General features: G+C 63.4%; 15 protein-coding genes and 1 pseudogene. 5 read left to right on the forward strand and 11 right to left on the reverse strand.

Features of this window, described 5'->3' with window-relative positions:
* From BRA62_RS08325 to BRA62_RS12765, 4 genes and pseudogenes are all read right to left on the reverse strand, one after another.
* Window positions 1–1,057 (reverse strand): DUF1786 domain-containing protein (locus tag BRA62_RS08325; protein ID WP_292366107.1); only part of this gene is annotated, 1,057 nt, incomplete at its 3' end.
* Window positions 1,058–1,190: 133 nt separating this feature from the next.
* Window positions 1,191–6,248, reverse strand: a complete 5,058-nt coding sequence (nrdD, locus tag BRA62_RS08330) for an anaerobic ribonucleoside-triphosphate reductase (protein WP_292366108.1) — start codon at window positions 6,246–6,248, stop codon at window positions 1,191–1,193.
* Window positions 6,245–6,373: a hypothetical protein gene (locus tag BRA62_RS12760; RefSeq protein WP_331518872.1), complete on the reverse strand. Its 129-nt coding sequence runs from the start codon at window positions 6,371–6,373 to the stop codon at window positions 6,245–6,247. The genes nrdD and BRA62_RS12760 overlap by 4 nt, the downstream gene beginning before the upstream one ends.
* A 27-nt stretch (window positions 6,374–6,400) precedes the next feature.
* A pseudogene (locus tag BRA62_RS12765) lies at window positions 6,401–6,520 on the reverse strand (glutaredoxin domain-containing protein); the annotation flags it as partial.
* 228 nt (window positions 6,521–6,748) lie between these two features.
* Here BRA62_RS12765 and thpR point away from each other — a divergent pair.
* Both thpR and cca read left to right on the forward strand, forming a co-directional pair.
* Window positions 6,749–7,288 (forward strand): RNA 2',3'-cyclic phosphodiesterase, encoded by a 540-nt coding sequence (thpR, locus tag BRA62_RS08340; protein ID WP_292366109.1) that lies wholly within the window; start codon window positions 6,749–6,751, stop codon window positions 7,286–7,288.
* Window positions 7,285–8,658, forward strand: a complete 1,374-nt coding sequence (gene cca, locus BRA62_RS08345) for a CCA tRNA nucleotidyltransferase (protein ID WP_292366110.1) — start codon at window positions 7,285–7,287, stop codon at window positions 8,656–8,658. Before thpR ends, cca begins: the two co-directional genes overlap by 4 nt.
* 29 nt (window positions 8,659–8,687) lie before the next feature.
* Here cca and BRA62_RS08350 read toward each other — a convergent pair whose 3' ends face one another.
* Window positions 8,688–10,082, reverse strand: coding sequence for a PAS domain-containing sensor histidine kinase (locus tag BRA62_RS08350; RefSeq protein ID WP_292366111.1), 1,395 nt, complete (start codon window positions 10,080–10,082; stop codon window positions 8,688–8,690).
* 211 nt (window positions 10,083–10,293) lie between these two features.
* On the opposite strand from BRA62_RS08350, the gene BRA62_RS08355 reads away from it, so the two are divergent.
* Window positions 10,294–10,683 (forward strand): hypothetical protein, encoded by a 390-nt coding sequence (locus tag BRA62_RS08355; protein WP_292366112.1) that lies wholly within the window; start codon window positions 10,294–10,296, stop codon window positions 10,681–10,683.
* Here the strand turns inward: BRA62_RS08355 and BRA62_RS08360 are convergent.
* Genes BRA62_RS08360 through BRA62_RS08370 form a run of 3 tightly spaced genes read right to left on the reverse strand, consistent with a single transcriptional unit; the run spans window position 10,637 to window position 12,660 of the window.
* The gene (locus tag BRA62_RS08360) at window positions 10,637–11,386 is read right to left on the reverse strand and encodes an ABC transporter permease (protein ID WP_292366113.1); all 750 of its coding nucleotides are present in this window, start codon (window positions 11,384–11,386) and stop codon (window positions 10,637–10,639) included. The two genes, BRA62_RS08355 and BRA62_RS08360, sit on opposite strands and share 47 nt — an antisense overlap.
* Window positions 11,387–11,388: 2 nt before the next feature.
* On the reverse strand, window positions 11,389–12,372 hold the full coding sequence (locus tag BRA62_RS08365) for an ATP-binding cassette domain-containing protein (protein WP_292366114.1): 984 nt from the start codon (window positions 12,370–12,372) through the stop codon (window positions 11,389–11,391).
* Window positions 12,373–12,429: 57 nt separating this feature from the next.
* Window positions 12,430–12,660 carry an AbrB/MazE/SpoVT family DNA-binding domain-containing protein gene (locus BRA62_RS08370; RefSeq protein ID WP_292366115.1) on the reverse strand — a complete coding sequence of 77 codons (231 nt, stop codon included), beginning with the start codon at window positions 12,658–12,660 and terminating at the stop codon, window positions 12,430–12,432.
* 371 nt (window positions 12,661–13,031) lie between these two features.
* Between BRA62_RS08370 and BRA62_RS08375 the strand changes: the two genes are divergently transcribed.
* On the forward strand, window positions 13,032–14,360 hold the full coding sequence (locus BRA62_RS08375; protein WP_292366116.1) for a glutamine synthetase family protein: 1,329 nt from the start codon (window positions 13,032–13,034) through the stop codon (window positions 14,358–14,360).
* Window positions 14,361–14,732: 372 nt separating this feature from the next.
* Here BRA62_RS08375 and BRA62_RS08380 read toward each other — a convergent pair whose 3' ends face one another.
* The 3 genes from BRA62_RS08380 to BRA62_RS08390 form a co-directional block, all read right to left on the reverse strand.
* On the reverse strand, window positions 14,733–15,053 hold the full coding sequence (locus BRA62_RS08380; RefSeq protein ID WP_292366117.1) for a hypothetical protein: 321 nt from the start codon (window positions 15,051–15,053) through the stop codon (window positions 14,733–14,735).
* A gap of 1 nt (window position 15,054) precedes the next feature.
* Window positions 15,055–15,957 carry an Mrp/NBP35 family ATP-binding protein gene (locus BRA62_RS08385; RefSeq protein WP_292366118.1) on the reverse strand — a complete coding sequence of 301 codons (903 nt, stop codon included), beginning with the start codon at window positions 15,955–15,957 and terminating at the stop codon, window positions 15,055–15,057.
* Between the two features lie 138 nt (window positions 15,958–16,095).
* On the reverse strand, window positions 16,096–16,455 hold the full coding sequence (locus BRA62_RS08390) for a ubiquitin-like small modifier protein 1 (protein ID WP_292366119.1): 360 nt from the start codon (window positions 16,453–16,455) through the stop codon (window positions 16,096–16,098).
* 160 nt (window positions 16,456–16,615) lie between these two features.
* Between BRA62_RS08390 and BRA62_RS08395 the strand changes: the two genes are divergently transcribed.
* On the forward strand, window positions 16,616–18,415 hold the full coding sequence (locus tag BRA62_RS08395; protein ID WP_292366120.1) for an aldehyde ferredoxin oxidoreductase family protein: 1,800 nt from the start codon (window positions 16,616–16,618) through the stop codon (window positions 18,413–18,415).
* The last annotated feature ends 4 nt before the right edge of the window (window positions 18,416–18,419 follow it).

An 18,419-nucleotide genomic window follows, 5' to 3' on the forward strand; every position in this document is an offset into this window, starting at 1 on the left:
CGCTTCGCGTTTTCTCAAGCTCCGGCCCTTCGGCCCGTCGCTTCTTCCAGAGATACGCGAGCCCGAAGCATCCCGAGAGCATCATATCCCCGAAGGGCGCCGCCTGGTAAGCCTCCGGCAGCAGCCGGAGCCGGTTCGGGCCGGTGACGACAACGGCATCGGTCGCGAGGGGTTTTCTGACCGCCGCGCCGTGACCCCCGTCGTCGAAGACCTCTTCCGACGTCAGCGTGCCGTCGGCGAGCCGCCGGATGTAGTGCTGCAGTTTCCCGGGGTCGAGCGCGCCGGTGTGGTGCTCGAAGAGGCCGTGGATCTCCCGTCCTTTCAGGGTGAAACAGAGGGTGTGCCCGTTCCCGGCGTTGACGAGGGTTACTCCCGTCCGGGCCATGCGCCGAACCTGCGGGTCGCAGAGCGCTCCTATCAGGGCGACCGGTCCGGTGTCGGTGACGAGCGCGCCCGGTGCCTGGTGCAGGACGGCCTGCATCCGGGTCATATCGGCGAGCGGCGGGTCGCTAACGAGCGAGAGGAGGTCCCAGTCCCCGGCGTCCAGCAGCTCCCGCATCAGCTCGAACCGGTGGATGCGGTTGCTCCGGTGCGGGGAGTAGCCGTGGTCCTGGACCGCTATCGCCACGTTCTCCGGGTAGTCGACGCCGAAGAGGGAGAGCGCCTGCCTGAGTTCCGGCTCCATGTAGTCGGTGGTGCGGACGACCGCCGCGTCTCCCGGGGGGGTGGCGCGGATCTCAACTCCAAGCGCCCGCACCCGTTCCGGGTCGTCGTGGAGGGTAAGAGCGGCCTTTGGCGTGGCGTAGACCGGAAGGCCTGCCGCCAGATGCTCCCGTATCGCGCCGGTGTTCGCGCCGCCGCCCATCAGGAACCCCTCGAGGAAGATCGGGCGCCCGGCCCGGGTCGCCTCCCGTACCTTCGCCGCCGTCACCACGGTCGGTGAGGGGAGGACCAGTTTGATGCTGTTCTCGATCGGCCGGCCGGGCTCGTAGACCAGGATGTCCTGGGTGCCCCTGCCGACATCGATGGCGAGAAGCGATGTCGTCAGATCGATCATGGATAAGCCTCACGCGCTGCCGCGGCGTCGTGCCGGGCGGCTTCTATATCGAGTCATCCTGAAAAGCCAAAAAGGTGCTCTGGAGAGCTGCTTCGTGCTGTGAAACCTGGAGTCAAAAACGGTGTGGCCCAGGTCAGGCATCCGCCCGGTCTGCCACCGGGGAGAGGCCGGCGCCGGTGCCCCGGTCCTGGCGGACCGGCTTATACTCCCGGTACTCCTTCAAAGAGACCGTGAGATCCCGGGTGAAGGCGAAGTAACCGATCTGGGTCGTCCGGCAGAGGTTCATCGCCATCTCCATCAGCCCCCGGGGATCGGGGCGCGCTTCCCCGAGCCATACGTGGAAGATGTTCCCGCCGTCCACGATGGGGAAGAAGATATGCTCGATCTCGATCCGTTTCGTGAGCGGAACCGGCGCTCCCGGGGCGACGTGGGTTCCGTTGGTGTAGTAGATGGGGAGGTCGAGCGTCGTGCCGAGCATATCGAGCGCCTGGTCGGCGTCGCCCTTGATGACCTTGAGCGCGTGGTCCCTGAACCGCTCGTCGAGGAGGTCGGCAACCGCGAACCGCTGGCCGGTCGTCTCCGCCGGGGTGCGGGCGAGGGCGATCGTCATGTTGTGCTTCTTCGAGAGTTCGCGCGCGTACATCTCGAGTTCGGTCATCGCCCGGACGGCGAGACGGAACGCCTCCTTGGACTCGTGGAGCTGGTGGCCGGTGAAGTGCTGCACCATCTCGTTGACCCCGACCACGCCGATGGTGTAGACGAGCCCCTCGAGGTCCACGGCAACCGCGCCGCGTTCGCCGGTGTTCGGGTCCTTAGGGCGCTGCATCGCAAACGGCATCCGGCCGTTCGTCCGGATGAGAGACATCCAGCGCCGCTTGATCCGGTAGAGGTCGACGGCGATGTCCATGAACGACTTCAACTCGGCGAAGAGCCGTTCCTGGTCGCCTTCGGCTTTATATGCCGCTCGCGGGCAGTTGATGGACATCACCTGCCAGGACCCCATCGAGAAGTGTTTCCCTTCCCGGAAGTAGAGTTTGTCCTCGAATTCGTCGTCCTCGTCGGCGAGCGACGAAAATTGGTAGGCACAACAGTTCCCGGTCACGATGCCGAGCGCGTTTGCGAAGGTATGGGTGTCGGCTACGTCGACGAGGTCGTAGACGTAGCCGTCGTAATCCACCGGCTCGATCGACCGGATGCGGGCCGGGTGAAGGTCGCCGTTGATGAGCCGCTCGATGTCCCCCGTCCGGGCTTCGGGCCGTATAAGGGAGACCTGCGCGCTGTGATGACCCGACGAGGTATACTGGCTTGCGTAGACGAGTCCGGTATACTGGAGCCCGCTTGCTTTGACCGGAAGGCGGGTAAAGATCCCTCCGGTCTGCCTCGAAGATCCGGTGACCGCCGTCGCGCCGTATCCCGTCTTCTGAGAGAACCGCCGGATCTGGTCCTGGGCCGTGATCGTGCAGGTGTAGGCGGTGAGGGGGTACGGCTCGCCGGTCTGGGGGTGCGCGACGGTTGTCTTCTGTTCGACGTAGTTCATCTGGACTCCGATACGCTGCGCGAGCCAGACCAGTTTCTGAACTGCGTTCCGCGACACCAGTTTTATCCTGATGCCTCTTGCGTTGTGTACGTATGACCCCTGTTGCCTGGCCTGGATGCTGATATTGCCGTCGCCGCGGAACGCGGCATCGAGGTATGTACCTACCAGTTCTCTCTCAACATCAAAGAGCAGATCGGGCACATTCTTCTCGACAGCACATTTTCCACAGCCTATCGCATCGAGAAGGAGATAGAGGAGCTTGCTATTGACGGTGACGTTGACGGCCGTTGCCTCCTCGGAGATCAGCGGCTCATGCCCGAGGAAGCCTTTAATGCACGTTGCAGCATCCTTGATGAAATCTTCTTCGTGCTTTCCGAACGAGAGCCTTACCGTATACCGCCGTCCGCTGGTATCGCTGCATCCCTCCGCGAGGTAGTAGCCGAGGAACCTGACGAGTTCCTTTGTTACGGGGAGAACCTGAGGCAGGCCGCGGCGCTTTGCGTTCCGAATGTTCACTTCCCCGTCCCGGAGCACGATCTCATCGGCATATCCGGCGGTACGAAGCGTTTCTGCGATGTCGAGTTCCCGAACCGTGTTGCTGCCGAACTCGGCGGTTTTGACCACGGGGAGGTAGTCGCCGTTACGAAGCGCCTGTGCCGACGTCTTTATGAACTTCCCCTGATCCAGGGCAAAGACCGGGTGATCCGGCGTGACGGTGATCCGGCGGCCCGACTCGAGGGTGATCCTGAGCATCTCTCCTGAATACTTCCGCCGCATGACCCCATGGAAGGGGCGTAGCGTTGCCGTCATGCCGACGATATCGACACTCGGGGTCTTTGCGTCGAGAGGAGCAAACTCCGTGCCGTACGGATCCGTGTGCCTCTCTCCTTCGGCCGTATCCTCAAAGAGATCGCTGATCGCCCGGATCCTGGTTCTGCCGTTCGAGTCCACGATGGGGACGAGTTCATCGCTCGCCAGGCACTGGTAACAGGAGATCCCTTCCCCGGCGCCCCGGTAGCCGGGGATCTGGTTGTCGTAGTAGGGTGTGCCGTACTTGGACGCGAGTTCGAACGTCATCAGGTAGAGGTCCTGGTAGGTCGGGATGTCGGGGTGCTCGCGGTTGAACTCCTCGTCCTCGGTGAGGAAGTCGGGCTCGATGCTGATCTCGGGTTTCGGGAAGGAGAAGGGCTTGCCCCAGTAGTCCCCCTCGAGCATCACCTCCATCAGCGCCTTGAAGAGGAGCCGGACCTCCCGCTCGAACTCGCCGTAGGTCCGGAGCGGCGCCTGTTCTCCGTTCCAGACCTTGCCGCGGTAGACGCAGGGCTTGTCCCGCCAGAGGGTGGGGACGCCCGGGGAGAGCTGGACCGACGAGAAGACCACCTGGCCGCCGCGTGCGACCATCATCTGGGTCATCTCGTAGACGAACATCTGCATCAGCTGCTTGATCTCCTCGTAGTCCATTCCCTCGAAGAAGGGCGCCATGAACGTGAGGAAGTTGTAGTAGCCCTGGCCGCCGGCGAAGTTCGTCTGGGCGGAGCCGAGCGCCTTGACCGCGTGGAGGACCGCCACCTCGGCCCGTTTCGCGGGGCCGGCGACCGAGGCCTTCGTCCCGTTGCCGTCGGGCATCAGGCCGTAGTAGAAGAAGTAGCGCAGGTCCCAGTCCTGGCAGTTGTGAATCAGGAGGCCGTCGGAGGCGTAAAACGTGTGGCTCTCCTCGGTCCCGTCGCCGTCGAGGAAGAGATCGTAGACATACGCTCCGGTTGGGTCCGCCGGAGCGATCTCGACGACGGTCTCCTCCCGCTCTCCAACCTGCCTCTCCTTCACCGCGGATAGGAACCCGTCGATGTGGTTCTGCCGCTCATCGAGGAACGTGGCATACCGGGCGAATGTCTCGATGTTCCTCCGGCCGTTGAGCTGGAGCCGGTAGAGCGTTCGCCGTTCTTCCTCTCCGTAGAGTTCGACGATATGGGGTGTCATCCCGAGCGATGTGAGCAGGAGCGAGAGTTCCTGCCGGAGGGTCGGTGACGCGGTGGTGTAGTTGACGATGCAATCCGATTTTTCCGGGCGGTAGTACGCCGAACCGTCCCCGGTGAAGAGGGCGGAGAGGAACTCGTGGAGGAGCACGTCGTCGAGATGGTATACGATCCAGGGAAGGCGTTTTCCCGCTGCCCCCTCAGGAATGCCGAAGATGTAGCGGAAGAGCAGGTAGGCCGGCTTCCCGCCGAAGTAGACCTCCAGCGCCCGGTTGCGCTCCACCTTGATCCCGCAGATGGTCGTGATGTCGGGAGTGCCTCCGGCGATCGTTGCGTAGGTATTCAGGGCGGTGCATGCCGCGGCCCCTATGGCGGGTGCCTGCCGGTTCTCGGTGATCGTGAGGTTGTACTGCCCGGCCGCCGGGGCGGCGTTGTAGTTCCCCTCCGAGACGAAGAACCCGAGGAGCCGGACGAGTTCAGGCGTAAGGGTGAGAAGGGCAGGTAACTCGTGCTCGCTCCCCGTGACCCCGATGGTGACCCCGGCGTAATCCTCGATGCCGTAGCGGCTGCAGAAGGCTTCGAAGAGCGCAACCGGCATGATCCCGCGTGTATACCACTGCTTATGGTGCTCGATGCCGAGTTCGCGCGATATGTCGGCGTACGAGGCGGCCCGTCCGCTCCGTACCACGTCGGCAAAGATCTCTTCAGCACCGCGGACGTAGACGTTCTCGAGAAGTTCGGCCGGCACCGATGCCGGCAGTTCCCGGACGAGATCGATCGCCTTGATCGTCTCTCCGCGGAGGGTGTCGGTCGCGGAGATCCTGTAGAGAGCGTCCCCGGCGCGTACTCCGTCGGCGCGGCGGATGACCATTCCCTCGCCGGTTCGCACCGGGATACGGTGCTCGCCGGTGACCATCAGCGTTCGTCCTCCCGATGTCCGTATCCTGAGCATCTCGCCCGGGTTCACCCGACGACGGGTCACCTTCGCAACGCGTCTCCAGCCCTTCGGTGTGAGCGCAGAGAGGTCCTGTGGACGCCACTCATCACCCTCGATCGGGAGTTCGTCGGGACGGATGCTCCGGGTGTGCCCCTCCAACCGCACGGGTATGACCGTGCTCCCGTCGATACAGAACGGCCGCGTCCCGAAGTATTCCAGGTCGTGGATGTGGAGATCGCCGCGGAGGTGGTGATCCGCAAGGTCCGGGGGGAGCTGCAGGAGATACTGCTCTTTGCTGATCTTGTCCGCCTTCTTCTTGTGCGAGGTCTCGGCGTTCTCCTGGAGGTTGGCGTTGTCGTGCGCCTCAAAGCCCCTTCCCACATCGATGAGGTGTGCGTCGAAGACCGGGGTTCCCACCCGGGTGCAGACGTTGCGGTAGGACGTGAGTCCGCGCTCAAGGAGCGTCATGTTGACGATCTCGCGGATCAGGGGTCCGGAAAGCGACTGGAGGCCCAGCATCTGGATCTTCTTCTCGACCCGCCGGGCGATCTCCTTTGCCGTCTCCTCGTCGGCCCCCTCGTAGCCGTAGAAGACCTCCACGAGGCGGCTCTCCTCCACGATCTGCCTGACGATCCTGTTCCGGTTCCAGTCGAGGAGGTAGCCCCGCGAAGTCCGGACTTTCGGGAAGGTGGGGACAAACTCCCCGAATAGAGTCGCCTGCGTCGACTTGCGCGTCAACCTCATGCCCCCGCGATCAGGTCGGCGACAAGGTCTTCCTGGAACGCGCCCCCGCTAAAGAGATCGCCGGACGTATAGAATGCGTCGCCCTTCTGCAGTACCGGCGCTTCCTGGACGAATACGCCGTTCATGCGGAGTTCCGTCAGCCCCTCGGCGGACGCCAGATCGCACTCGACGAAAGGAACGCCCCTGGAGGCCAGGAACTCTTTGAGTACTTCGCAATTCGGGCAGAATTCTAGTGTATATACGGTGAATTGCGCTGTATCGGAAATGGTAATACCCCCGGATTATTCGGTCATTACGTTTTCGCTCTGTACGGTTATAACAGATCTCATTCTATACGGAACGCTGTTCGTCATCCGGGTGCGCCTTCCCGCACCCTCGATGCTGACCCCGGAAAAATTCCTGCCGGACTCGCTCCTCCGCCGCCTTCGGCTACGTTCCGCCGGCTGCGCCTCTGCCGGACAATCACCATTTTGTAGGGTGAGGCACGATAGTACGGTAATATGGTCAGGACGTTCGTTGCAATCGATCTGCCGGAGGAGATCCGCGAGAGAGCCCGTGAGTCCCAGGAGATCCTGAGACGGTCCGAAGGAAGGCTCGCCATCGTCGACCCTGCGAACCTCCACATAACGGTGAAGTTTCTCGGGGAGGTCGATCCGGCACTGATCGAGCCGATCGTCGAGGCGCTCCGAACTGTCAGGGCCGACCCCTTCGAGATGACGGTAGGACACGCTGTCTGCAACCCGCCGCGGCGGCCGAGGGTGGTCTGGTGCGACGTCGCGGACGCCGGCGAGAGCGCCGCCCTCGCCCGGCAGGTGGACGATCTCCTGGCACCGCTCGGGTTTTCCCGGGAGAAGCGTCCCTTCCGCCCCCACGTGACCCTTGCACGGGTGAAAGAGTTCCACCCTTCGCAGTGCCGGGAGGCGGCATCCACCCCGCGCGAACCGCTCGGGACCTGCCGGGTGGAGAGCATCAAGCTCAAGAAGAGCATGCTGACGCCCCGCGGCTCGATCTATGAAGACCTTGCGGAGGTCGCGCTTTGACCCGGTGGCCCTGCGAGGAGGAGGTGCTCAAAAAGATCCGCCCCACACCCGAAGAGCGGACCTACATTCGGGCGATGGGAGAGCAACTGATCGAGGCGGTGGAGCGTTCGGGGAAGGCGAAGGCGATGATGGTGGGCTCGGTCGCCCGCGACACCTTCGTCCGCGGCGACCGGGATCTCGACGTCTTCATGCTCTTTGACCCCGCTCTCTCCCGGGAGGAACTGCAGGAGCAGGGATTAGCCCTCGCACACCGGATCGCGGAGGAGTTCGGCGCGACCTGGCGCGAGAAGTACGCGGAACACCCCTATGTCAACGCGACGATCGATTCGCTGGACATCGATCTCGTCCCCTGCTACTCTGTCGCGAGCGCCACCGCAATCAAGAGCGCCGTGGACCGGACGCCGTTTCACACCCGCTACATCCTCTCGCACATCGGCGGCTACGCCGACGATGTCCTCCTCTTCAAGCAGTTCGCGAAGTCGGGCGGGGTCTACGGCTCGGATCACATGACCGAGGGGTTTTCCGGCTACCTCTGCGAGATCCTGACGATCCATTACGGGGGGTTCCACCCGCTTCTTCGCGCCGCCGCCTGCTGGAGGCCCGGGGAGGTGGTCGACATCGAGGGGCACGGGACGAAGGAGTTCGAGGATCCGCTCGTCGTCATCGATCCGGTCGACCCGGAGAGAAACGTGGCGGCGGCGCTCTCGCTCTCGCGGATGTTCGAGTTCGTGGAACTCGCCCGCGGCTACCTCGCCGAGCCGTCGGAGGCGTTCTTCTGCCGCCTGCCCTCCCCGCCGCTCACCCGGGAGGTCTTCGCCCGTCTCCTCTCCGCGCGGGGGACGCACCTCTTCTCCATCGCGTTTGCAACGCCGGAATACACCCCCGATACGGTGGTCCCCCAGCTCAGGAAATCCGCCGACTCTATCCGGGAACTCCTGGAGCGGAGCGGGTTTCCGGCGAGCCGCATCGACGTCTGCATGGGAAAAGAACGGTGCATGCTCCTCTTCGAGCTGATGGCCGATACCGTCCCGGTGATGCGCCGGCATATCGGCCCGCCGCTCTCGACGCGGGAGAACGCCGAGAAGTTCCTCGAGAAGTACGTCCGGGAAGAGGTCTTCGCCGGCCCCTACGTCGAGGACGGCCGCTACATAGTGGAACTCCCCCGCAGGTTCACCCGGGCCGTCGACCTGCTCCGGTCGAAAACCCTCTTTGACGTGGCGCTCGGAAAGCACGTCCGCCGCTCGATGAAGCAGGGCTGGACGGTGAAGGCCGGTGCGGAGTGCTGGGACGAGGAGTTTGCCGTCTTCGTCTCCAGGTTCCTCGACCGGGCATCGCCGCTCGCACGGATAAAGAGGCTGACGGGGAAGTAGGAACCTGCCGGCCCGGCTCCAGGCGTCTCTCAACCGGTCAGGGGAACGCTGCATCCCTGCGCGTCGTCATCGGTCAGAACCCCCGGTTCGTCGTGAGCGGCGTTGTGAAGCGTGAACCGGAACGCCGCCCCTTCCTCCGGGCGGCCCGCTATGCGGTCTTCAACCCAGATCCGGCCGCCGTAGCGCTCGATGAGCACCTGCACGAGGAAGAGGCCGAGCCCTTCGCCGACACCTCTCCTCCTCTTCTCGTAGCGGTAAAAGATCTCGCGCTTCTGATCGTCCGGGACCCCCGGGCCGGTGTCCTCGATCGAGACCCGGACGAACCCGTCTTCGTCTTCCGCCCGGACGGTAATCTCGACGCCGGGACCGCCGAACTTGACGGCGTTGCCGATGAGGTTCGCAAAGACCTCGGGGAGGAGGTCGTCGGCCAGCACCTGGCGCTCGGCCGCATCGTAATGGATGGTGCTTTCGGGAAATTGGGCGATCTCGTCGCGGATGACCGTGTCCAGATCCACATGCTTGTGCCCGCCGGACGGCTGATGAATCCGCCGGATCGTGGAGACGTTTCCCAGGATCTCGATGCTTTTCTTGATACTTCGCTGGAGTTTCTCCACGTATGCCCGTTCGTCCCCGTCCAAGGTCTCGATGAGCAGTTCGGCATACAGGTTCGCGACGTTCTCGGTGTTGCGGATGTCGTGGGTGAGGATGTCGAGGTAGAGGTTCGCCTCCCGGTTGGCCGAAGCGAGTTGCTGGTGGAGCCGGGCAAGGTCTTCGGTGTGGCGCTGGAGGGCCTCTTCGGCCTGCTTCCTCTCGGTGATGTCGGTGAACATGGCGAAAGACCCGGTAAACCCGCCGTCTCCGTCTTTTCTGGCGGTGACGGAGACCAGGACCCACCGGGCGCTCCCGTCCCTGTGCCTGAGCCTGCACTCGTACCTGCCGTCGAGACACTGCTCTTTTGCCGCCATGCGGTCCCGGTGCGCGCCGAGGTCCTCGCTGAAATAGAAGTCGGCCAGCGGCCGGCCGAGCAGTTCCCCCGGCGAATAACTGAGCATATCGGCCATTGTGCGGTTGACGTAGGTGATCATCTGGCGGCGGTCTATCTGCAGGATGCCCTCGTTCGCCATCTCTACGATGGAGCGGAACTTCTCCTCGCTCTTCTGCAGGGCCTCCCCGGTCACTCTGCGCTCGTTCGTCTCGGCGACCAGCATCGCGAGAAGGGCCTGCCGTTTACGGAGGGCGAAGTATGCGGCGGTCACGGCGAGCACGGTGGTGAAGATGACGGTATGCAGGTGCGATTCCGAGAGCGAGATCTCGGGATAGAGGTAGTCCTTGATGAACTGGTATATGCTCATCAGGACGAATACAAAGACCGCTATCTTGCCGAGCGTGAGATAGAGGTTGACGGGCTGGATATCTTGATTCATGCGCACCCCACGGTGAAGCAGCACGGGACGTTCTGTGTTCCGCGGGATCACCGATCTACGTGGGCTTCATGCAATGCCACACCCGGCGGGGTGACCTGCCTGAAAACCACTCCGATCTGCCTAATTTCACGTACCGAGGCCGGAGCCTGAACGAGTGCGGCGGCCAGGTGCTTGATCGCATTCTCCCCCGCGCCTCAATAAACCTTCCCCGGTGGTGCATGCCTTCGCCTCCCCGGATTTTTCGGGGGGACGGTTCCCGGCGCCGCTCGCCCCCGGGCGTGCCAGGACGGTATATCCGCACCGGCGCGGCGCCTTCTTCCATGAACGCGCATCGTGTGCAGAACTCGTCGGCTTCGGGCTTTTCACCTGGCTTCTCCTCCTCTTTGCGATCCCCTTCCGTTCACCGGACGGGGAGGCGCTCTATGGCATCTTCCTGATCTGGTCGGCCCTGCCCATCTTCTCCGCCGCGCTCGGGACCGCCCTCATCGTGGTCTGTTTCAGGGGTGTCAGGGGCCGTTTCGTCCGGGAAGGCGGCCGGGCCGGTCCCCGGCCCCTCAGATGCGGATCTTTCGGAAGAGGTACGCCCCGGCGACGGTCATGAGCACGGCGCAGGCGGCCATGAAGGCGAGGCTGACGAGCGGGTGGACCTGAGCCGTCCCGGAGAGGCCGTAGCGGATCCCCTCGACGCCGTAGGTCAGGGGATCAGCGAGCGTCAACGGCCGGAGCCAGGCGGGCAGGCTGTCGATAGGGAAGAGCGCTCCCGAGAGGCCGAAGATCGGAAAGATCACGAAGTTCATGATGAGCTGGAAGCCGTGCATATCCTCCATCTTCGATGCGATGGCGATGCCGAACGCGGTGAAGGTTACGCCGATCAGTGCCATGAACCCGACGGCTACCAGGAACCCGGCAATGCCGGCGGGCTTGAGGCCGATGAAGAGCGCAAACACCATGAGGATCAGCCCCTGGATGACCGCCGTCGTCGCTCCCCCGAGCGTCTGGCCGATCATGATCTCGAGACGCGAGACCGGGGCGACGAGCGTCTCTTTCAGAAACCCGAACTGTTTGTCCCAGATGATCTGGATCCCTGAAAAGACCGAGGTGAAGAGAACGCTCATCGCCACGATGCCGGGGATGATGAATTCCATGTAGCCCTCTTCCATGCCGGGAATACTGACGATCGAGTTCAGCCCGAACCCGAGCACCAGCATGAAGAAGAGGGGCATCCCGAGGCTGCCGACGATCCTGCTCTTTGAGCGCAGGTAGCGCTTGACGTTCCGCAGCCATATGGTATAGACGATATCCACGCTTAGCGCCTCCTTGCCCGCTGAAACATGCGTATCGTCTCTCTGCCGTCCGCCTCTTCCTCCCGGATCGTCCTCCCCGTGTAGTGCAGGAAGACGTCCTCGAGCGTCGGCTTCCTCACCGAGAGGGAGGTGATGCCGATGCCGCTCTGGTGGATGGCGGTCACGATCCCGGGGATGTGGCGGTCGGCGTCCTGCAGGCGGACCGTCACCGAGCCGTCGTGCCTCTCGATCCCGGAGACCCACGGGGCGGTCAGGAGACCGGCGACTGCATCGGGGTCGGGCGAGGCTATGGTGACGACGTCGCCGCCGATGGAGCCTTTCAGGTTCTCTGCGGTGTCGAGCGCGACGATCGTTCCGCGATCGATGATCGCTATGCGGTCGCAGAGCCGGTCGGCCTCCTCCATGTAGTGGGTGGTGAGGATGATGGTGATGCCCTTCTCGCTGTTTAACCGTGCGATGTAATCCCAGAGGTGGTTTCGCGTCTGCGGGTCGAGGCCGAGGGTGGGTTCGTCCAGGAAGAGCACCTTCGGCTCGTGGAGCAGTCCCCGGGCGATCTCGAGCCGCCGGCGCATGCCGCCCGAGTAGGTCTTGACGAGGTCGTCTTTCCGGTCTTCGAGCCCGACGAGGGCCAGGAGTTCGCCGATACGCCGCCGGCGCTCTTCGGTGCCGATCCGGTAGAGGCGGCCGTGGAAGTCCATGTTCTCGTATGCCGTCAGCTCTTCGTCCAGGCTCTGGTCCTGGAAGACGATCCCGATGGATTTGCGGACGTCGTCTTCCCCGGTCACGATGTCGTGCCCGTTGACCGTCGCCGTGCCCGAGGTGGGTTTCTGCATCGTCGAGAGCATGGAGATGGTCGTGGTTTTTCCCGCTCCGTTCGGGCCGAGGAGCCCGAAGATCTCGCCTTCCTCGATGGAGAACGAGATGCCGTCGACGGCGACGAGACCGTCGAAGGATTTCGTCAGGTTACTCGCGTGTATCGCCGGCATGGTTCCGGTTTTCCGGTTCACTGTGTCTGTGTGCATTCTATCCCAGACAGCCCTTTTTCAATCCTCGGGCGGCTCCTCCGGCACTGTATCGAAGATCCGGAGCATTCTTTCTGCGATCCGGCGGAACTTATCCGCTTTGACGATAACAAGTCCGTGCCCCTCGTTGCCGAGGACCATCAGCGTATCGCCGGGTTTGATGTCGAAGATCTCCCGGGCCTCTTTCGGGATGACGATCTGGCCGCGTTCGCCGACCTTGACAGTCCCGAAGATGTGCTTTTTGTGAAACATCGATCACCTCGTCAGCGGCATTTCACCGTGCGGTGACTGCGCCTATCATACTTTTCACACTAATATGATATATCATACCATATGAATCTCTCGCCCGGGTGCGCCCTCCGGTCCTGCCGTGAGCGGCACGGCACTCCCCGGGCGAGGGGAACAGAGGATTTTTACTCACGGGGAGTCCGACGGACAGCGGTTCACGGTCGGCCGGCAGGAGATGTGCCGGCACCCGCCCTGCTCGCTTTTCTGCAGATCGTTTAACGCTCCCCGGCATCGAAGGAGGGATTTGACCTGAGGAACCGTGCAGGAGAACAATCCCGTCCTGCCCTAGTTACTTCAATAGATATTTATCCCATCGGATAAAAGTAGAAATCCACATGTCCGGTGATGCCATTTCTGCAATGCTCGAGCGCATCGAACAGGATAACGTCCGATTCCTTCGCCTGCAGTTTACCGACCTCCTGGGGCTGCCCAAAAACGTCGCGATCCCGGCCGGGCAGGCCGAAAAGGCGCTGACCGGCGGCATCGGGTTCGACGGATCGTCGATCGAGGGCTTCGTCCGGATCGAGGAGTCCGACATGGTGCTCAAACCCGACTTCTCCACGTATACTCTCCTGCCCTGGCAGTCCCGGGAGTGTGCGGAGGCACGCTTCGTCTGCGACATATACAAGGCCAACGGCACGCCGTTCGAGGGCGATCCGCGGCACGTGCTCCGGCGGGCGATGGAGGACGCGGCGAAGGACGGCTACGTCTTCAACACCGGCCCGGAGCTGGAGTTCTTCCTCTTCCGGATGCTCGAAGGGCGGCCGACGACGCAGTTCCAGGACGTCGGGGGCTACTTCGACCTCGCGCCGACCGACCTTGCGGAGGATGTCCGGCGCGAGATCATCTTCGCCCTCACCGAGATGGGGTTCGAGATCGAGGCGTCGCACCACGAGGTCGCCGAGAGCCAGCACGAGATCGACTTCAAGTACAGCGACGCGCTCCACACGGCGGACAATGTCATCACCTTCAAGTTCGCCGCGAAGACGATTGCGCTGATGCGCGGCCTGCACGCGTCGTTCATGGCAAAGCCCATCTACGGCATCTGCGGGAGCGGGATGCACACCAACTGTTCGCTGGCAAAAGACGGCAAAAACGCGTTCTACGACCCGGACGCCCCATTGCAGCTCTCAAAGACCTGCATGCACTTCATCGGCGGGCTGCTCAAACACGCACCGGCCATCACCCGGCTCGCGAACCCGACGATCAACTCCTACAAGAGGCTCGTCCCCGGCTACGAGGCGCCCTGCTACGTCAGCTGGAGCGCGAGCAACCGGTCGGCCCTGGTCCGGGTTCCGGCGCCGCGCGGCAACAGCACCCGGGTCGAGTTCCGCAGCCCCGATCCGACCTGCAACCCCTACCTCGCCTTCGCCGCGATGCTCGCGGCCGGGATGGAGGGTATCCGGGAGGAGATCGAACCCCCGGCCGGGGTCAACAAGAACATCTACCACATGACGGCCGTTGAGCGGGAGCACGACGGGATCGGGATGCTGCCCGGCGACCTCGCCGAGGCCCACCGGGCCCTGCTCGCCGACGACCTCATCTGCCGGGCGCTCGGCCCTCATGTTGTCGAGGCGCTCACGAATGTCACGGACGCCGAGTGGGACGCCTACCGGACGATGGTTCACCCCTGGGAACTCGACCGGTACCTGGCGACCTATTAACCTCTTTTAACGACGGGCCGAAGGGTGCGACGGTTCGTTGGAACCGGAGCATGAGAAGCCCGAAGGGCTTCGAGTCCGGAGTTCGAGCACCGCCAGGTGCGAGTTACGAGAACAGCCGGTCTCACCTGAGCGGCCCGGTCGGGAGCACCCCGGCCTCCCCGGCGCTTCACATGAGATAACAGTGTTGTCCCTATGCGCCCTTGACTCACGCGAAGACGCTCGCGTGAGACCAGAGCAGCGTGCAGGTGCATCGCTGTGGGGACGACGTGATCCGATGATTGCAAAGCCGGCACAGCAAACCCGCTCACGGCGGCGCTCCCCTGCGGGGCAACGGAGAAAAAGGGGTATTCAGTGGTAACCCTGTCGTCGGGGCTAGCAGCACTGCTGTTTGCCGCCGGCCTCCTCTCCCTCGAGGAGGAGCCTGCCGAAGAGCACCCTCTCAAGTGTCGTGGAGACGTACTTCATCCGCTGCGCCGTTTCCATGTCCTCGTAGCGGTGGATGTCGGCATAAACCTGCAGGCGGACGAGGCCGAACCGGAGGCGGTCGAGGTCTTCGTCCTCGAGTCCCGAGGCCTCGCGGTAGATGGGCTCGAGCAGGAAGGGGAACTGTTCGTAGTTTTCAAGCACCTCGACAATCCTTGAGTATATCGGGAGGAGGTCCCCCTGCCCGGCAAGAATCCTCGAGTAATCCATCTTATCCCTCGATCTCTTCTACCAGGGCCTGCATGATGGCATCGAAACTCTTCCAGGTCGGGCTTTCCTCTGCCCCGGCATGGCGGATGATGAAGGGCCTTCCTTCGTCTGCAGCCTTCCGCATCTCGGGATCGAGCGGGATAGATCCGAGGAACGGCACACTGAGCCCCTCTGCCTCTTTCTTGCCGCCGCCCCTGCCGAAGATGTCGATCTCCTCCTTGCAGTGGGGGCAGACGAACCCGCTCATGTTCTCGACGATCCCGAGCACCGGGAGTTCGAGTTTCTTGATGAACTCGGCTGCCTTGCTCGAGTCGAGGACCGCGACGTCCTGCGGGGTGGTGACGATGACTGCGCCGGCGATGTTCGGGGCGAGCTGGGCGACGGTGAGCGCCTCGTCGCCGGTGCCGGGCGGAAGATCGACGATCAGGTAGTCGAGGTCGCCCCAGTTGACGTCTTCCAGGAACTGCCTGATGACCGTCATCTTCATCGGCCCACGCCAGATCACGGGAGTACTGCGCTCCGGGAGCAGGAATGCCATGGAGATGACCGCGAGGTTGCCGGTAACCCTGACCGGTTCGATGATCTTCCCGTCGTAGGACTGGAGACGGGCGTCCTCGATCCCGAGCATCTTGGGGATGTCCGGGCCGTGAATGTCGAGGTCGATGAGACCCGTGTTATAGCCGCGGTTGGCGAGGGCGTAGGCGAGGTTTGCCGAGACCGTGCTCTTCCCGACGCCGCCCTTTCCGGAGAGGACGAGGACGACGTGCTTTACGCTGACGTCGGCTTTCGGAGGGAGGCCCTTCGGGGCGTCCACGTTTCTCGGATCATCGCATCCGGTCGCAGACGGGCAACCGGCGCAGTTCCCGGTGCAGGTTTCCTTATCGGGTTCGTTCGTTTGAGTCATAAGAAATATCCTCTGCGGAATAGTATCCTTCTCTAGAAGGATCTAAAACTACTATATATTAACGGTAAACGTCACAAAAAGGTATAGTTTATGGCAAATTGTCCCGTTCGGCCGCAGGGGGGCTATTTCATGCACGGGTCATCCTCCGCCGGCGGGAGGGAAAAGGGCGACGGTATCGCCGTCCTCAAGGGGCGTCTCGAGACCCCCGCTGAAATGGATATTCCTGCCGTTCTTTAAGACGTTGACGTAGGCCCCGAGCTCCCCTGCGGGGGTGAAGAGGGCGTCGCCGAGACCGGGATACCGGACAGAGAGGTATTCGAGCAGGTCGCCGACCGTCGATCCGCCGGGGATTTTTGCAACATGCTCCGCCGGGAGAAATTCGCACCTAGCGGTGCTCGAGCTCCGGCCCGCCGGCCCGTCGGCCCGTCGCACTTCCCGGAGCATCGCAAACGCCCTGACCTTCACCTGTATGCAACCCCCTCTATCCGTGCAGTTCATCCGTACATCAGGCTGGTGGGGGGCGGGCTTATTGGTATCGCTCCGAGGTGAGTTCCGGGATCGGATGTAGTTTCTTTTACTCTAAAGTTAATATGGGCTTTATTTCGTGTTCCGACAGCCTTATTAGCCCCGGGCGAAGCCTGTAGCCTGGTGACAGTTCATGAACGGTTACGCAGAAAAGATCCTCCACGTCGACCTCGCGAGAGAACAGACGATGGAGGAACCGTTTCCCGAAGAGTGGAAGCGGGGGTACATCGGCGGGAGGGGGCTTGGGGTTCGGATCCTCGGGGACCTGGTGAATCCGGGCATCGATCCTCTCAGCGCGGAGAACGTGCTGGTCTTCGCCACCGGGCCGGTTGCGGGGAGCGGTCTCCCCCTGGGGTCGCGGTACGACGTCGTTACGAAGTCGCCGCTGACCGGGACACTGACCAGCGCCAACTCCGGCGGGAAGTTCGGCACCAGCATGAAACGTGCGGGCTACGATGCGGTCGTGATCCGGGGCCGGGCGGAGAGGCCCGTCTACCTCCTCCTCGACGACGGGCATGCGGAGGTCCGGGACGCCTCGGAGTTGTGGGGGCTGACGACGAGCGAGACGACCGCGACCATCCAGAACGATCTCAACGATCCCGGCGCGAGCGTGGCCTGCATCGGCCCCGCCGGCGAGCGTCTCGTCCGGATCGCCGGTGTCATCAACGAGACTTCGCGGGCCGCCGGGCGCGGGGGTGTCGGCGCCGTGATGGGGTCCAAGAACCTGAAGGCCGTTTCCGCCCGGGGGAGCGGCCGGTGCACCGTCGCCGATCGCGACCTGTTCCTCGCCCTTAAAAAGGATATCGCCGAAAAGATCCGGGAGAACGCCATCTCGGGCGGAGGGCTGCCCCGGTTCGGGACGGCGGTCCTCGTGAACATCATCAACGAGAACTACATCCTCCCGACCCGGAACTTCCAGACCGCACACTTCCCCGCAGCGGAGAACGTCTCGGGGGAGCGAATGGCCGACACCATCCTCACCGGGAAGATGGGGTGCCAGGCCTGCGTTATCCAGTGCGGCCGCGACGTCGAGGTCGAAGGGAAGCGGACGGCAGGCCCCGAGTACGAGACGATCTGGGCGTTCGGTCCCGACTGCGGGATCGACGATCTTGCGGCCGTTGTGGAGGCGAACAATCTCTCTAACGACCTCGGCCTCGACACAATCTCGGCCGGGTCGACGATCGCCTGCGCCATGGAACTCTCGGAGAAGGGCTACATCGACGAGGAGATCCGGTTCGGCGACGCAGAGCGGATGGTCGACCTCGTCCGCCGGATCGGCTACCGCGACGGCATCGGCGACGAGCTTGCCGAAGGATCCTTCCGCTTCGCAAGGAGGCACGGGCACCCCGAGCTCTCCATGAGCGTCAAGCGGCAGGAACTCCCTGCCTACGACCCGCGGGGCCTGCAGGGGCACGGGCTTGCCTACGCCACCTCGGTCCGGGGCGGCGACCATGTCTACGCCTACCTGATCGCCCCCGAAGTGCTCGGGTCTCCGGAGAAACTCGATCCCTACTCGAGCGAGGGAAAAGCCGTCTGGACGAAGACGTTCCAGGATCTCACCGCCTTCATCGACTCGTCGGGAAGCTGTCTCTTCACCTCGTTCCCGCTCGGGGCGGCGGATTACGGGGCCATGGTCTCGGCGGTCACCGGCTACGACCTCGATGCCGGCGAAGTGCTCCGGATCGGCGAGCGGATCTGGAACATGCAGAAGATCTTCAACCTGAAGGCCGGATGCACCCGGGAGAACGACACCCTGCCGCCGCGCCTCATCCATGACCCGCTCACCGAAGGCGCCCCGAAAGGCCGGGTCTGGGAGCGAGAGCCCCTGCTCGACGAGTACTACCTTGCCCGGGGATGGGACCGGGAGGGCCGTCCCACGCCGGAGAAACTCCGCGACCTCGGTATCGGGCAGGAAGCGGTTCCTGCACCCTGACCCG

It is taken from the genome of Methanoculleus sp. UBA208 (assembly GCF_002498065.1).
Classification (GTDB): domain Archaea; phylum Halobacteriota; class Methanomicrobia; order Methanomicrobiales; family Methanoculleaceae; genus Methanoculleus.

What these genes read in the sequence shown, in the direction of transcription:
- nrdD (WP_292366108.1), bottom strand. Translation starts at nt 6,248, where the DNA reads ATGAGGTTGACGCGCAAGTCGACGCAGGCGACTCTATTCGGGGAGTTT.
- BRA62_RS12760 (WP_331518872.1), bottom strand. Translation starts at nt 6,373, where the DNA reads ATGAACGGCGTATTCGTCCAGGAAGCGCCGGTACTGCAGAAGGGCGAC.
- thpR (WP_292366109.1), top strand. Translation starts at nt 6,749, where the DNA reads ATGGTCAGGACGTTCGTTGCAATCGATCTGCCGGAGGAGATCCGCGAG.
- BRA62_RS08350 (WP_292366111.1), bottom strand. Translation starts at nt 10,082, where the DNA reads ATGAATCAAGATATCCAGCCCGTCAACCTCTATCTCACGCTCGGCAAG.
- BRA62_RS08365 (WP_292366114.1), bottom strand. Translation starts at nt 12,372, where the DNA reads ATGCCGGCGATACACGCGAGTAACCTGACGAAATCCTTCGACGGTCTC.
- BRA62_RS08370 (WP_292366115.1), bottom strand. Translation starts at nt 12,660, where the DNA reads ATGTTTCACAAAAAGCACATCTTCGGGACTGTCAAGGTCGGCGAACGC.
- BRA62_RS08375 (WP_292366116.1), top strand. Translation starts at nt 13,032, where the DNA reads ATGTCCGGTGATGCCATTTCTGCAATGCTCGAGCGCATCGAACAGGAT.
- BRA62_RS08380 (WP_292366117.1), bottom strand. Translation starts at nt 15,053, where the DNA reads ATGGATTACTCGAGGATTCTTGCCGGGCAGGGGGACCTCCTCCCGATA.
- BRA62_RS08385 (WP_292366118.1), bottom strand. Translation starts at nt 15,957, where the DNA reads ATGACTCAAACGAACGAACCCGATAAGGAAACCTGCACCGGGAACTGC.
- BRA62_RS08390 (WP_292366119.1), bottom strand. Translation starts at nt 16,455, where the DNA reads ATGAACTGCACGGATAGAGGGGGTTGCATACAGGTGAAGGTCAGGGCG.
- BRA62_RS08395 (WP_292366120.1), top strand. Translation starts at nt 16,616, where the DNA reads ATGAACGGTTACGCAGAAAAGATCCTCCACGTCGACCTCGCGAGAGAA.